Origin of the sequence: Lysobacter sp. H23M47 (assembly GCF_015209765.1) — a bacterium.
Lineage (GTDB): Bacteria > Pseudomonadota > Gammaproteobacteria > Xanthomonadales > Xanthomonadaceae > Novilysobacter > Novilysobacter avium.
Genome location: NZ_CP063658.1, coordinates 1,956,219 through 1,970,176 on the forward strand (window position 1 = coordinate 1,956,219; position 13,958 = coordinate 1,970,176).

At 65.2% G+C, this 13,958-nt stretch carries 11 protein-coding genes; 5 read left to right on the top strand and 6 right to left on the bottom strand.

Going from position 1 to position 13,958, the window contains the following annotated elements:
* Positions 1-4 precede the first annotated feature (4 nt).
* From dapE to map, 5 genes are read right to left on the bottom strand one after another with little or no spacing between them, the layout of a single operon-like run.
* Positions 5-1,150, bottom strand: coding sequence for a succinyl-diaminopimelate desuccinylase (gene dapE, locus INQ43_RS08830; RefSeq protein WP_194036207.1), 1,146 nt, complete (start codon positions 1,148-1,150; stop codon positions 5-7).
* Positions 1,147-1,503 (bottom strand): Spx/MgsR family RNA polymerase-binding regulatory protein, encoded by a 357-nt coding sequence (locus tag INQ43_RS08835; RefSeq protein ID WP_194036208.1) that lies wholly within the window; start codon positions 1,501-1,503, stop codon positions 1,147-1,149. The genes dapE and INQ43_RS08835 overlap by 4 nt, the downstream gene beginning before the upstream one ends.
* Before the next feature lie 10 nt (positions 1,504-1,513).
* Complete coding sequence (gene dapD / locus INQ43_RS08840) at positions 1,514-2,380, bottom strand: 2,3,4,5-tetrahydropyridine-2,6-dicarboxylate N-succinyltransferase (protein WP_194033940.1); 867 nt, start codon at positions 2,378-2,380, stop codon at positions 1,514-1,516.
* Entirely contained in the window at positions 2,377-5,037 is a 2,661-nt protein-coding gene (gene glnD / locus INQ43_RS08845) for a [protein-PII] uridylyltransferase (protein ID WP_194036209.1), read from the bottom strand. Before glnD ends, dapD begins: the two co-directional genes overlap by 4 nt.
* Positions 5,034-5,810 (bottom strand): type I methionyl aminopeptidase, encoded by a 777-nt coding sequence (gene map / locus INQ43_RS08850; protein ID WP_194033942.1) that lies wholly within the window; start codon positions 5,808-5,810, stop codon positions 5,034-5,036. The genes glnD and map overlap by 4 nt, the downstream gene beginning before the upstream one ends.
* Positions 5,811-6,153: 343 nt before the next feature.
* On the opposite strand from map, the gene rpsB reads away from it, so the two are divergent.
* Positions 6,154-7,080, top strand: a complete 927-nt coding sequence (gene rpsB / locus INQ43_RS08855; RefSeq protein WP_194036210.1) for a 30S ribosomal protein S2 — start codon at positions 6,154-6,156, stop codon at positions 7,078-7,080.
* Positions 7,081-7,221: 141 nt separating this feature from the next.
* Positions 7,222-8,091: a translation elongation factor Ts gene (tsf, locus tag INQ43_RS08860; protein ID WP_194036211.1), complete on the top strand. Its 870-nt coding sequence runs from the start codon at positions 7,222-7,224 to the stop codon at positions 8,089-8,091.
* A 186-nt stretch (positions 8,092-8,277) separates the two neighbouring features.
* Here tsf and INQ43_RS08865 read toward each other — a convergent pair whose 3' ends face one another.
* Complete coding sequence (locus tag INQ43_RS08865; RefSeq protein ID WP_194036212.1) at positions 8,278-11,373, bottom strand: TonB-dependent receptor; 3,096 nt, start codon at positions 11,371-11,373, stop codon at positions 8,278-8,280.
* A gap of 267 nt (positions 11,374-11,640) precedes the next feature.
* Between INQ43_RS08865 and pyrH the strand changes: the two genes are divergently transcribed.
* From pyrH to frr, 3 genes are all read left to right on the top strand, one after another.
* A complete protein-coding gene (gene pyrH / locus INQ43_RS08870; RefSeq protein WP_194033945.1) occupies positions 11,641-12,366 on the top strand; it encodes a UMP kinase in 726 nt (241 codons plus the stop codon).
* A 32-nt stretch (positions 12,367-12,398) separates the two neighbouring features.
* Entirely contained in the window at positions 12,399-13,310 is a 912-nt protein-coding gene (locus tag INQ43_RS08875; RefSeq protein ID WP_194033946.1) for a cation diffusion facilitator family transporter, read from the top strand.
* Positions 13,311-13,394: 84 nt separating this feature from the next.
* On the top strand, positions 13,395-13,952 hold the full coding sequence (frr, locus tag INQ43_RS08880; protein WP_194033947.1) for a ribosome recycling factor: 558 nt from the start codon (positions 13,395-13,397) through the stop codon (positions 13,950-13,952).
* Positions 13,953-13,958 lie beyond the last annotated feature (6 nt).

Here is a 13,958-nt window from a genome sequence, read left to right on the forward strand (position 1 = left end):
AGACTCACGGCACCGTTGGCAGCAGCAATTTCTCGACCAGCGCCTGATACAGGTCGGGCAGCGCTTCCAGATCGGCGACGGCCACGTTCTCGTCCACCTGGTGGATGCTGGCATTGACCGGACCGACCTCAATGCACTGGGTTCCCAGGGTCGCGATGAAGCGTGCATCCGACGTGCCACCGCCGGTGCTCTCCTCCGGCGGTTCACCGTTGATATGGGTCAACACCTCGCGCGCGGCCTGCCGCAGCGGACCCTCGGGGGTGAAGAACGGCTCGCCGCTGCGATGCCAGTAGATCGCGTAATCAAGCCCGTGCTCGCGCAGTACCTGCTCGCATTCCTGCTCGAGCCTGGCAGCGTCCCAGCTGGGGTTGTAGCGCAGATTGAACACCACCTGCAGCGCGCCCGGAATCACGTTGCTGGCGCCGGTACCGGCACTGATATTGCTGATCTGCAGGCTGGTCGGCGGGAAGGTTTCGAAGCCCTCATCCCAGCGTCGCGCCGCCAGCGCCGCCAGCGCCGGCAGCGCCTGGTGGACCGGATTGCGCGCCTTGTCCGGGTAGGCGACATGGCCCTGGATACCGTGCACATCCAGCGTCGCGGTCAGGCTTCCGCGCCGGCCCACGCGCAGCAGATCGCCCAGCCTGGCGGTTGATGACGGCTCGCCGGTGATGCACCAGTCGACGCGCTCACCGCGCTCGCGAAACAGCTCGGTGACCCGGCGCACGCCGTCGATTGCATCGCCCTCCTCATCGGAGGTCAGCAGCAGGGCCAGCCGGCCGCCATGGTCGCGATGCGCGGCGACGAAACGCTCGGCGGCAATCACGAATGCGGCGACGCTGCCCTTCATGTCCGCCGCGCCGCGCCCATACAGCACGCCGTCACGGATCTCCGGGACAAACGGATCGCTGGTCCAGTCCGCGGCCGGTCCGGGGGGCACCACATCGGTATGCCCCAACAGCACCAGCGTTGGCCCGTCGCCCTCACCGTGGGTCGCCCAGAGGTTGTCGACCGCGCCGAAGCGCAGGTGTTCGCAGGCAAAACCGGCGCGTTGCAGGCGCCCGGCCAGCAGCGTCTGGCAACCGGCATCGTCGGGGGTCACGGACGCCCGGCTGATCAACTCTCGCGTAAGCGCCAGTACCTCGCTGCTCATTGGCCGAAGCGCTGCTTGAAACTGTTGTCACTGAAGCGCTGGGAGACCTGGCCGTCTTGGGTTACCACCACCGGGCGCCGGATCAGCTGCGGGTACTCCCTCAGCAGCAATTTCCACTCCGCGTCCGAGCCGGGGCTTTTGCGCGTGTCCGGCAGCTGGCGCCAGGTCGTGGATGACTTGTTGATCATCGCCTCCCACCCGCCCAGTTTTTCCTGCCACTCCATCAGCGTCTCCGGCGTCTGCCGCTGCTCGCGGCAGTCGATGAATTCGTACGGAATCCCGAAGCGGTCCAGCCACTTGCGCGCCTTGCGGCAAGTGTCGCAGTTGGCCAGTCCGTAAACAGTGGTGGTCATGCCTGCCTCCTCAGTCGGCCAGTCCGCGAAGCAGCTCGTTGATGCTGGTCTTGGAGCGGGTCCGCTCGTCGACCTGCTTGACGATCACCGCGCAGTACAGCGAGTGCGAACCGTCCGCCGCCGGCAGCTGGCCGGAGACCACGACGCTGTAGGGCGGCACGCTGCCGTAGCTGACCTCGCCGGTGGCGCGGTTGTAGACGCGGGTGCTCTGGCCCAGGAACACGCCCATGCCGATCACGCTGTGATGGCCGACCACGAAACCCTCGACCACCTCCGAGCGCGCGCCGATGAAGCAGTGGTCCTCGATGATGGTCGGCGTCGCCTGCAGCGGCTCCAGCACGCCGCCGATACCGGCGCCGCCGGACAGGTGGCAGTGCTTTCCGATCTGCGCGCAGGAACCCACCGTCGCCCAGGTGTCCACCATCGTGCCCTCGCCCACATGGGCGCCGATGTTGACGAAGCTGGGCATCAGCACCACGTCGCGGCCGATATGGGCGCCGCGGCGGACGATCGCGCCGGGCACGACGCGCGCACCGACATCACGGAAGGCGGCCTCGTCAAAATCGCCGAAACGTGCCGGGATCTTGTCCCAGAACGGTGCCGGACTGGCATCGATGACGGCCATTTCCTGGGTGCGGAAGTACAGCAGCACCGCCTTCTTGAGCCATGCGTTGACCTTCCAGCCATCGCTGCCGTCGGGCTCCGCCACGCGCAGTTCGCCCGACTCGATGCCGGCAATGGCGCGCTCGACCATCGGCGTGACGGTGCCGGCGAGTTCGTCGGCGGCAAGGGTTTCGCGACGCTCGAAGGCGTCTTCGATCACGGCCCGAAGCTCGTCGGTGCTGGCGGGGTTGCGGGCGGTGTTGCTGGGGGTCACAAGGGTTCTCCTTCAAGACAGGCAAGCAGCGCGGTGCTCAATCCCTGTTGGCGGTCCGCGTCCAATGGCTGGCTGTGGCCGTGGGCATCGGTAGCGGTGATCTGGAAGACGTCCTCGGCGCGCGCGCCGAAGGTGGCAATGCGCGCATCGTGGACGCGCATGTGCTGCTGGCGCAGGATCTGCGCGACATCGGCGAGCAGTCCGGGCCGGTCGGTGCACACCAGGCTCAGCGTGGTTCGCCCGTCGCCGACGTCGTCGAAGCCGATCTTCGGCGCGATGCGGAAGTGTCGCAGGTGCCGCGGCTGGGTGCGCCTGGCCGGGCGGATGTCATCCAGCGGGCCGTCCAGCGCGAGTGCAAGGCGCTCGGCGACATCGGCGGCGACCGGTGCCCGACGCGAGTCGCCGGGGATGACTTCAAAGGTGTCGAAAATGGTGCCATTGGGGCCGTCCAGCACCCGCGCCTGCTGGATTTCCAGCCCGCAGCGGTCGAGCACGGCAACGATCGCGGCAAACAGGCCGTCGCGGTCCATTGAGTGCACGAACACCTCCAGCGCGCCGGTATCGGCGGCCACCGGACGCACCCGCACCTTGGTCCGCCCCGGCTCCAGCCGGTGCAGCGCGCCCGCCTGCCAGGCCAGTTGATACGGACGCCCGCGTTGGAAGCCGGCCTCCGGGATGCGCGCGAACAGCTCGGCAATCGTCGCCTCGTCCATGCCCTGGGCGGCCAGCAGACCTTCCACCGCCTGGCGCGTCTCGGCGATGTGCTCGGTGACTGCCACCGGGTTTTCCAGCCCGCGCCGCAGCGCCAGCCGCGTCGCGGTGTAGAGGTCGGCCATCAGCCGGTTCTTCCACGCATTCCACAGCTTGGGCGAGGTGCCGGCGATGTCCGCGCACGTCAACAGATAGAGATGGTCCAGCCGCTCGCGATCCCCGATCACGGTGGCGAAGCGGTGGATCACGTCCGGATCGGCAATGTCCTGCTTCTGCGCAGTGATCGACATCAGCAGGTGCTTGCGCACCAGCCATTCCACCAGCGCGGTGTCCGCCTCGCCCAGACCCACGGTGCTGCAGAAGACGCGCGCATCGTCGGCGCCCAGCTCGGAATGGTTGCCGCCGCGCCCCTTGGCGATGTCGTGGAAGAGTCCCGCCAACAAGAGCAGCTCGGGCTTGCGCAGGCGCGGCCAGACCTCGTGCGCCAGTGCAAAGCGCTCGCTGGACTCGGGATTGGCGAAGGACGCGATGTTCTTCAGCACCGCCAGCGTGTGCTGATCGACGGTATAGACGTGGAAGAGGTCGAACTGCATCCGCCCGGACACTTTCAGGAACGCGGGAATCCAGCGTCCCAGGACGCCCAGGCGGGCCATGCGGGTCAGCGTGCGGACCGGCTGCTCGCCGCGCAGCAGCCGCAGGAATCGCTGGTGCAACTCCGGACCGGCGCTGGCGAAGTCGGGAAAGCTGGGCAGCGCTTCGGCCAGCACCCGCGCGGTGTGCGAGTGCAATCCGCTCAGCTCGCCGCGCGCCGCCCAGGTCGCGAACAGCGCGAAGACTTCGCCAGGATCACGCGGCCAGTCCGGGTCCCGCGCGGCCAGGTAACCGCGGCGCAGCTCGAACAGCTCGTCCAGCGGTTCCGGCTCGGCCTCGCCTTCGAGCTGTTCTTCAAACCGCTGCAGCAGCCGCTCACCGATGCGCAGCACCAGCGAGGCATTGCGGTAGAAGCCCTGCATCATCTGCTCGACGGCCAGCGTTCCGCCGACGTCCTCGAAGCCCAGCCGGGTGGCGAGCAGCTTCTGATAATCGAAGCGCAGGCGCTCCTCGCGCTTGCCGGCAACCAGGTGCAGGCCGTAGCGCAGCCGGGCCAGCGCGCGGCGCTCACGCTCCAGCGTCGCCACCTCGTCGGCGCCCATCTGGCCGAACGCCACCAGCGACTCCATGTCCGCGGTGCCGATGATGCGCAGCGCCATCCAGTTGAGGGTCTGCACGTCGCGCAAACCACCGGGACCTTCCTTCAGGTTGGGCTCCAGGTTGTCGGCGGTATCGTCAAAGCGCGCGTGGCGCTCGCGCAGTTCCAGCCGCTTGGCCTCGAAAAATTCCTGCGGCGGCCAGACCAGTCGCGGCGACACCGCGCCCTGCAGCTCACGCCGCTCGTGCTCGTTGGCCATCAGCGGCCGCGCTTCCAGCAAGGCGGTCAGTACGGTGATGTCCTCGATGGAGGCCTGGGTGCATTGCTCCAGCGAGCGCACCGCGTGGCCCACCGGCAGCCCGCAATCCCACAGCAGGGCGAACAGGCGCGCCAAGTCTTCGGCGTGGCCCTGCGACTCGGCAGGCTCGGCCAGCACCAGCAGATCGATGTCGGACTGTGGATACAGCTCGCCGCGCCCGTAACCACCGACCGCGAACAGGGCCAGCTCGGCGCCTGGGGGGATGCAGCGCTGCCAGGCGGCCTGGACAACGGCGTCGACCTCCGCGGCACGCTCCGCCAGCAGGCGGTCGATCTCGGCATCGGCGTCGAAGCGGCTGGCAAAGCCGGCGTCGGCGAGCGCCAGGTGCTCGCGCGCCCGCGCCGCCCAGTCCGCATCCTGGCGGACGCCGGCGTGGTCCGGACCCTCAGTCACTCCCGGGAGTGTAGCCCGGTCGTCGCCGGGGCCAGGCGGTTTCATAGGTCGTTATCGTCACCAGGCAGGCGGGTGAGGATCTCCACCCCGTCGTCGGTGACCACCACGGTGTGTTCCCACTGGGCGGACAGCGAGCGATCCTTGGTCACCACCGTCCAGCCATCCGGCAGGACGCGGGTGTGGCGCTTGCCGGCATTGATCATCGGCTCGATGGTGAACGTCATCCCCGGCTTCAGCACCAGTCCTTCGCCGGCATTGCCGTAGTGCAGCACCTGCGGCTCGTCGTGGTAGACCTTGCCGATGCCGTGGCCGCAGTACTCGCGCACCACGCTGAAACGCTCGCCCTCGGCGTACTGCTGGATCGCGTGGCCCACGTCCCCCAGCGTCGCGCCGGGCCGAACCGCTCGGATTCCGCGGAACATGGCCTCACGGGTGACCTCCACCAGCCGCTTGGCCAGCACCGACGGCGTGCCGGCGTAGTACATGCGGCTGGTGTCGCCATGCCAGCCATCCTTGATCACGGTGACGTCGATATTGACGATGTCGCCGTCCTTGAGGACCTTCGATTCGGCCGGGATGCCGTGGCAGATGACGTTGTTGACCGAGGTGCACACGGTCTTGGGAAAGCCCTTGTAGCCAACGTTGGCAGGGATTGCACCCTGCACGTTGACGATGTGCTCGTGGCAGATGCGGTCCAGCTCTTCCGTCGTCACGCCGGGCCTCACATGCGGGGCGACGACCTGGAGCACTTCGGCGGCCAGACGGCCGGCGATGCGCATCTTCTCGATTTCTGCGGGGGTTTTGAGGTTGACAGTCATCCGTCCATTATCGCCGATTTGCCGCTGCCCTGAAGGCCGGGGCCCCTTTTGGCAAGTCGCAGGCTGGCGGCTGCCGCGAGGGGATGCATCGGATTGCGGACCTGAACGCAGTCGCGTACAATTGCCCGGCTGGGTGGGCCAACCACCTGCGTCCACGCCGGACGACACCGGCGAATACACACCCGCTGCCAAAGCCCGTGCCGGGGTGCTTCAAGGCCACAAGCCGCGAAGTTCGGTCACGGAAGCAGTGGGGAAGAACAACCCCGGAATCCCCGCATCGGCCAAGCCGGTGCAGCCGCCCAACCTTATTGGCGGCCGGGTTCCCCTATCGGAGTTTTATCCCATGCCACAGATCACCATGCGCCAGATGCTGGAAGCCGGCGTCCACTTCGGCCACCAGACCCGCTACTGGAACCCCAAGATGGGTCCCTACATCTTCGGTGCGCGCGGCAAGATCCACATCATCAACCTGGAGAAGACCGTCCCGTTGTTCAACGACGCGATGAACTTCATCTCCAGCATTGCGCAGAAGCGCGGCATCGTCCTGTTCCTGGGCACCAAGCGCAGCGCGCGCGAGTCGATCAAGGAAGAAGCCGAGCGTTGCGGCATGCCCTATATGAACCAGCGTTGGCTGGGCGGCACCCTGACCAACTTCGCCACCGTGAAGAAGTCGGTCGGTCGCCTGAAGGAGCTCGAGTCCTTCGAGACCGACGGCACGTTCGAGAAGCTGGTCAAGCACGAAGTGCTGAACCTGCAGCGCGAGCGCGACAAGAAAATGGCCTCCCTGGGCGGCATCAAGGAAATGAACCGCCTGCCCGACGCGATCTTCGTGATCGACATCGGCCATGAGGACATCGCGATCAAGGAAGCCAAGAAGCTCGGCATTCCGGTCATCGCCGTGGTCGACACCAACTACGACCCGACCCTGGTGGACTACGCGATCCCGGGCAACGACGACGCCATCCGCGCCGTGCAGCTGTACGCCCGTGCCGCCGCCGACGCGGTGCTGGAAGGCAAGGCCGCTGCGCCTTCGGCCGCCAGCGTTCGCGAAGAGGACTTCGCCGAGGGCGATACCGGCAAGGCCCCGCGCCGCGCGCCGGCCAAGAAGGCGGCCAAGGCCGATGAGCCCGTCGTCGCCGACCAGTCCAACCCGGTGGTAGCGCCGGTCAAGGGCACCGCTGACGAGACCGTCACCGCCGCCGATGACGTTACCGCAGAGCAGGTAGACCGGGCCGCGGACGCGGCAGCTGCGGCGGTCAAGGCCGAGTAAATCACTGGTGGCGCCGCCGGCTCACATCGGCGGCGCGACTATCTCCTGCACGAACGGCCGGGACGTACCTTCCCGGTCCCGTTGCCGCTTACAGCGACGGCGTTGCCGCTCGTGCACCCGCGAACTTCCGAGGTATTCCCCATGGCAGAAATCACCGCATCCCAGGTCAAGGAGCTGCGCGAGCGCACCGGCGCCGGCATGATGGAGTGCAAGAAAGCACTCGTGGCCAACGACGGCGACGTGCAGACGGCAGCCGAGTGGCTGCGCAAGCAGGGCCTGGCCAAGGCTGACAAGAAGGCCGACCGCGTTGCCGCCGAAGGCCGCGTTGTCGCCGCCCAGGCAGACGGCAAGGCCGTGCTGGTCGAGATCAACTCCGAGACCGACTTTGTCGCCAAAGACGACAACTTCCTCAACTTCACCGACGCCGTCGCCCAGGCTGCCCTCAATGCCGACGATATCGACGCGCTGAAGAGCACCAAGCTGGCCTCCGGCGATACCGTCGAAGAAGCCCGTGCCGCGATCGTCGCCAAGGTCGGCGAGAACCTGCAGGTTCGCCGCATGGCCCGCATCGACAGCGCCAACACCGTGGCCGCGTACGTCCACGGTGGCCGGATCGGCGTCCTGGTCGAGATCAAGGGTGGCGACGCCGACCTCGCCCGCGGGCTGGCGATGCACGTTGCCGCCATGAACCCGCCGCACATCTCGCCGGCGCACGTGCCTGCCGAGTTCATCGCCAAGGAGAAGGAAATCGCCCTGGCCCAGGTCAAGGACACCGGCAAGCCGGCCGAGATCCTGGAGAAGATGATCGCCGGCAAGCTGGCCAAGACCGTCAACGAACTGTGCCTGACGGGCCAGCCGTACGTGCTCGACACCAACCAGAGCGTCGAGCAGGTGCTCAAGGCCGCCGGCGCTGAAGTCGTCAGCTTCGCCCGCCTCGCGGTCGGTGAAGGCATCGAGAAGCAGGCCGATGATTTCGCGTCCGAAGTGATGAAGCAGGCTGGTCTGGCGTAACGCCTGAACTGATACAAAAAAAGCCGCGGAGCGATCCGCGGCTTTTTCTATGGTGGACCAGGACAAAATGGCCGTTTGGGTAAGGCGCCCGCAAGTAGCGAAGGCTATTTCCCAAAAGGAAAGGCCGGCACTTTCGAGCCGACCTCCCTTCAGCCAAATCAGTTCAACAAGCGCTCAATCCAGAGATCAAAAATCCACGGAGGCCGTGAACATCAGGTACCGCGGGGCCTGTTGCGAAAGCGGCATCATGAACGTGTTGTCCACCGTGTACGGGTCCGTTTCGGCCTGCACCTGCACCTGGGTGACCTTGCGCTCGTTGAGCACGTTGAATACCTGCACGCCCAAGGCGACCTTGTGTTCAAACGCCGCGGGACGGTAGCTCACTGAAAGGTCCAGCGGATGGGTCCAGCTGGTGCGCTCCTTCCCCGGCGTTGCGATTTCACCGAAGCAGGTGTGGTAGCTGGAACCGTACCCGATCGGATCACCCGCCGACGAGCTCTCGTCGATGCTGCCATCCGGGCTGTAGTAGCCCAGGCAGCTGATCGGCATCCCCGAGAGCACCCGCAGCTTGCCGCTGACCAACCATTCCGGGGTGATCTCGTAACTGCCCCGGATTTTCAGCTGGTGGCGGCGATCGTTGGCGAGATAGCCATTGGCGAAAGCCATGATTTCCGCGGCATCCCAGTCCTGTGTCTTGGAGATGTTCGATTGGCCGAACTCTGACTTCACCTGACCCTCGTTGTTGCCCTCCAACTTCGAGTAGGTGTAGTCAAGCCGTGCTTCCCAGGTGCCGTTGAAAGGACGCTCCAGGTACAGGTCAAGCGCCTTGTAGGTGCGGGTAGTGCCCTCTGTGAAACCCCAATCAGACCCGGACATCTGGACTTCGGTACGGCCTGAACCATCCGCGTTCTTCAAGCTGAAGGTGTTGGTGCCGCCGGGGTTGAACATGTAGCAGGAGGCAATTTCTACACTGTCGGGATCCAGTCCAAGAGCAGTCATCTTGTCCGCGATCTTGGCGGCATCGCACACGTCGTCGATTGATGACTTCAGGTCGCGATAGGTCAACTTCGCACCATAAGCCCAGTTGTCACCCCAGGTCTTGTCGAAGCCCAGGATGTACTCGTCCTGGTACATGTTCTTCATGTCCTTGGGAGCAAACGCGAGCACATCGATGGGCTCGCCATACTCGCCGTTGGCAGACACCGGACCCGGCGGTGGCGCGCCATTCACGCCCGGAACCTCTGTCAGGCCCGTGGGATTACCGTACTGGTCGATGCCGGTGTAGGTGTAGTACTGGCGGGTGTACGTGGAAGCCGAAGCGCCACGGATCGCCACGTTGTTGGGCATCGCCAGGAAGTAGCGGCCAGCGTTGGCGAAGAGCTTGAGCGAGGAATCACCGAACACATCCCAACTGGCGCCCAGACGCGGTGCCCACTGGTTCTTGGCATCCATGTAGACCTCGCCCACGTTGTTGGCGTTCGTGAACTGGTCGTTGCGGACGCCTATCGAGAGCAGGAAGTTGTCGGTGACCTGCCAGCGGTCCTCGAGGAACCAGGCTTTCTGGTCCAGGGTCATGCTGGTGGAATCGAAGTACACCAGGCTGTTGACGTAATAGCCGTCGGGATTCGTTGCCGACACCGGGCTGCCGACGCCGAGCGCCGGCACGATGTTGCCAGCTGCCTTGCTGTACTGCCACGCCGGATTGATTTGGGCGTTGCCTTCGTTGCTCGCTTCAGTCTTCAGATTGTCCACACCGGCGGTAAGCGTGTGATCGCCGACCAGCCATTCCAGGTCCGCTCGCAGGCCATCGGTGTAGTCGCGTCCGTTACGGCCACGGTACCCCTTGAGATCGTTGCGGATTGGATTACCCCCGGTGATTGCCGGGTTCTGATTGGGAGTGCCAAACAGATATGCCTGTCCCGGGAGGCTGTAGACCAGGTCCTGATTCAGGAAATTCGCGCGGCCGTAGGTGGCGTTCAGGGTCAGGCTGTCGGTCAGATAGCCGGTGTACTTGAAGATCGAGAACTCGCTGCGCCTGCGGATCTCGGTCGGGTACGCGTTGGCGAGCTGGACCCCTTCGGTCCCGGTATCGAAATCGTACTCGTACAGACGGCCTTTCCTGTGATTGTCGGAGTACATGTACGAGTACTCCAACAGGTTGCTGTCATTGATGTTCCAGTTGAGCTTGGCGTAGATTTTTGGCTTGGAACGGATGTTGTGTGTGCTGCTGGTACCGCCCTCCACTGGCGTCAGGTTGGTGCTGACCTCTTCCGCCTCGCCCGACACATAGAAGAACAGGCGGTCCCGAATAAGGGGGCCGCTTGCGTAGCCGGTCATGCTATGGCTCCACTCTTCGTCATGGCTGTCGCGGCTGTACAACGCGCCGGCCGAATCCGGATCACCGTAGACATACTGATAGGGCGTACCGGTGTCGGGATTGATCGGTATGTTGGGATTGGCGTTGGCTTTGGCGAAGTCGAGATTTGGATAGTAGATATCGCGCTGATCTGAACGACCCTTCTTCGGGGTCCAGGTCGCCTGTCCGCCGAAGTGCACTTCGTTGCTGCCGCTTTTGCCGATCTGGTTGATCACGCCGCCGTCGGAGCGACCGTACTGGGCGCTGTACCCGCCAGTGTAGGTTTCCTGCTGGGCGATGGAGTTGTACGGCATGCTGAAGCCGCCGATGTTCGAGAGCGGCTCGCCTGAGAAGTAACCGTTGATGTAGTACGCATTTTCAGACACGCCTGCGCCACCAAAAGAGACGCTGCTGCCGAAAAAGCCGCCCGCGCCGACGTTCGCCCCGGGCGCAAGCAACGCAATCGCTTCGGCCGAACGCTGGATCGGCAGGCGCTCCAGTTGCTCGGCGGTAACGATCGACCGGGTGTCAACCGCGGTCACGTCGATTGCGGGGACGCTGGCCGCAGTGACGCTAACCGTTCCCAGCGTGGTCGCCCCGCCGCCCGTGAATGAGACGTCAGCGGTCCTGCCGACGATGACGGTAACGTCCTTTGCGCCGACCGTTTCGCCGTTGCGCTGCACAGCCACGGTGTAGTCGCCAATCGGGAGAGATCCGACGCTGTAGCGTCCGGAAGCGTCCGAGGACACTGTGCGCCTGAAGCCACTGTTGTTTGAAATCACGATCGTGGTGCCTTCACCACCCGCGACAGTACCGCTGATGCTGCCCGAGGTGCTCTGGGCCTGTACGGATCCGGCAAAGCACAGACCCAGGGCGACGGTCAACGCGCTCCGACGCAAAATTCTATTGATAGACGGTTTCGACACGCAGTTACTCCTTCAATTACGGTCACGGAATGGCCACAACGGGCCGCCCGACTATGACTTTTCCCGATAATGCTTAACAAGAAATTAATTCGCGGATCCTGATTTACGTGATGGCCATCACGAATTCGCGCATCTCCGACCAAGACCTTTATGGCGCAAAAAGCCCTCACTAAAAATCAACGTTTGGAGCCGCTTGGCGGTCGCCCCAATCAGCCGGCGCGGGCTGCCGTACAATTGCCCCGCTTGCCTATTCATACGAGGTCCTCCATGTCCCAGCTCGCCTACCGCCGCATCCTGTTGAAGTTGTCCGGCGAGGCGTTGATGGGCAACGAGGACTACGGCATCGACCCGCTGGTGATCCATCGGCTCGCGCGCGAGGTGATGGAAGCCCAGGAAGCCGGCGCGGAAGTGGCGCTGGTGATCGGTGGCGGCAACATCTTCCGCGGCGCCGGGCTTGCTGCCGGCGGCATGGATCGGGTGACCGGCGATCAGATGGGCATGCTGGCCACGGTGATCAACGCGCTTGCAATGCAGGACGCACTGGAGAAGCTCGGCGCGAAGGCGCGGGTGATGAGCGCGATCAAGATCAACGACGTCTGCGAGGACTACATCCGCCGGCGCGCGATCCGGCACCTGGAAAAGGGCCGGCTGGTGATCTTCGCCGCGGGCGTGGGTGCGCCGTTCTTCACCACCGACTCCGGCGCTGCCCTGCGGGCGATCGAGATCGGCGCGGACCTGCTGCTGAAAGCGACCAAGGTCGACGGTGTGTACGACAGGGACCCCAACAAGCATTCCGACGCGGTGCGCTACGACCGGCTGACCTACGACGACGTGATCAGCCGCAACCTGCAGGTGATGGACACCGCGGCGTTCGCGCTGGCCCGCGACAGCGACCTGCCGCTGCGCATCTTCGACATGACCCAGCCGGGCGAACTGCTGAAAATCCTCCGCGGCGAGGACATCGGCACGCTGGTGCAGGGCCGGAGCGAATAGTGTCCGCTTGGGCGGCGTGGCACGATTGAGCCATGCATTCCGAACCGCACCAGCACGCCCCGCCGCACGCCACTCGCGCCTTCGCGGTGGTCACGCTGGCCAACCTGGCCTACACGATCATCGAGGCCGGGTACGGGTTCCACACCAACTCGCTGGCCCTGCTGTCGGACGCGCTGCACAACCTCGGTGACGTATTCGGGCTGGCGCTCGCGTGGGGCGCGGCCGTACTGGCGCGGCGCCCACCGACGGAGCGCCACACGTTCGGCTGGCGGCGCGCGACCCTGCTCTCGCCGCTGGCCAACGCTGTGCTGCTGGTCGGCTTTTCCGGCGCATTGGCATGGGAGGCGATCCGCCGCTTCGGCGCGCCACCCTCGATTCCCGGCCTGTCGATCATGGCGGTTGCCGCGGTCGGCATCGTGGTGAACCTGGGCGGCGCATGGATGATGCGCGAAGGGCACGACCACGATCTGAACCGGCGCGGCGCCTTCCTCCATCTCCTGGCGGATGCGGCAATCTCGGTCGCTGCGGTGGCCGCCGGCGCAGGCATCTGGTGGCTCGGCTGGAACTGGCTGGACCCGGTGATCTCTCTGCTCGTGAGCGTGGTGGTCGCCCTGACCGCGTTCGGACTCCTGCGCGAAAGTTTCAACGCGGCGATGGATGCGGTGCCACGCACCGTCGACCAGGCGGCGGTGGCGGCGTTCATCACCAGCGAGCCGGGCGTCGTGGAAGTGCACCACCTGCATATCTGGTCGCTGGGGACGGGAGAGATTGCAATGACCGCCCACGTGGTCCGTCCGGTGGACAGCGAGGACCACGACGAGTTCCTCGACCGCCTGCATCGCAAGCTGGACGAGCGCTTCGGCATCAACCATCCGACACTGCAGATCGAGCACGGAATTTCCTGCCAGCACGACGAGCACGACCGCGCGCCGCATTCCCATTGACGTCCGCTCATGCAGACGCCACGGGGCCGGCCGTGTCCGGGGTTCGCTATACTTCGCCGATTACCGCAATGACCGGAACCGGCGATGTTGAATGAGATCACGAAAGACGCGCAGGCCCGCATGGGCAAAAGCATCGAGTCGCTGCGCCAGGCGATGACAAAGGTACGCACGGGCCGTGCCTCGGCATCCCTGGTCGACCACCTGAAGGTGAACTACTACGGCTCCGAGATGCCGCTGTCGCAGGTGGCCAGCATCGCCGTCAACGACGCGCGCTCGCTGACCATCACCCCGTGGGAGAAGCCGATGGTGGCCGCGGTCGAGAAGGCGATCATCAACTCCGACCTCGGCCTGACCCCCAACACCGCGGGCACCGTGATCCGGATCAACCTGCCGGCCCTCACCGAGGAGCGCCGCCGCGACCTGGCCAAGATGGTCAACGCCGAAGGCGAGGACTCCAAGGTGGCGATCCGCAACATCCGTCGCGACGCCAACCAGCAGGTCAAGGAGTTGCTGAAGGAAAAGGAAGCCAGCGAGGACGATGCGCGCCGGGTCGAGGACGAGATCCAGAAGATCACCGATGCCGCGATCAAGGACGTCGATGAGGTGGTGAAGGCCAAGGAGCAGGAGCTGATGTCGGTCTGACGGCCC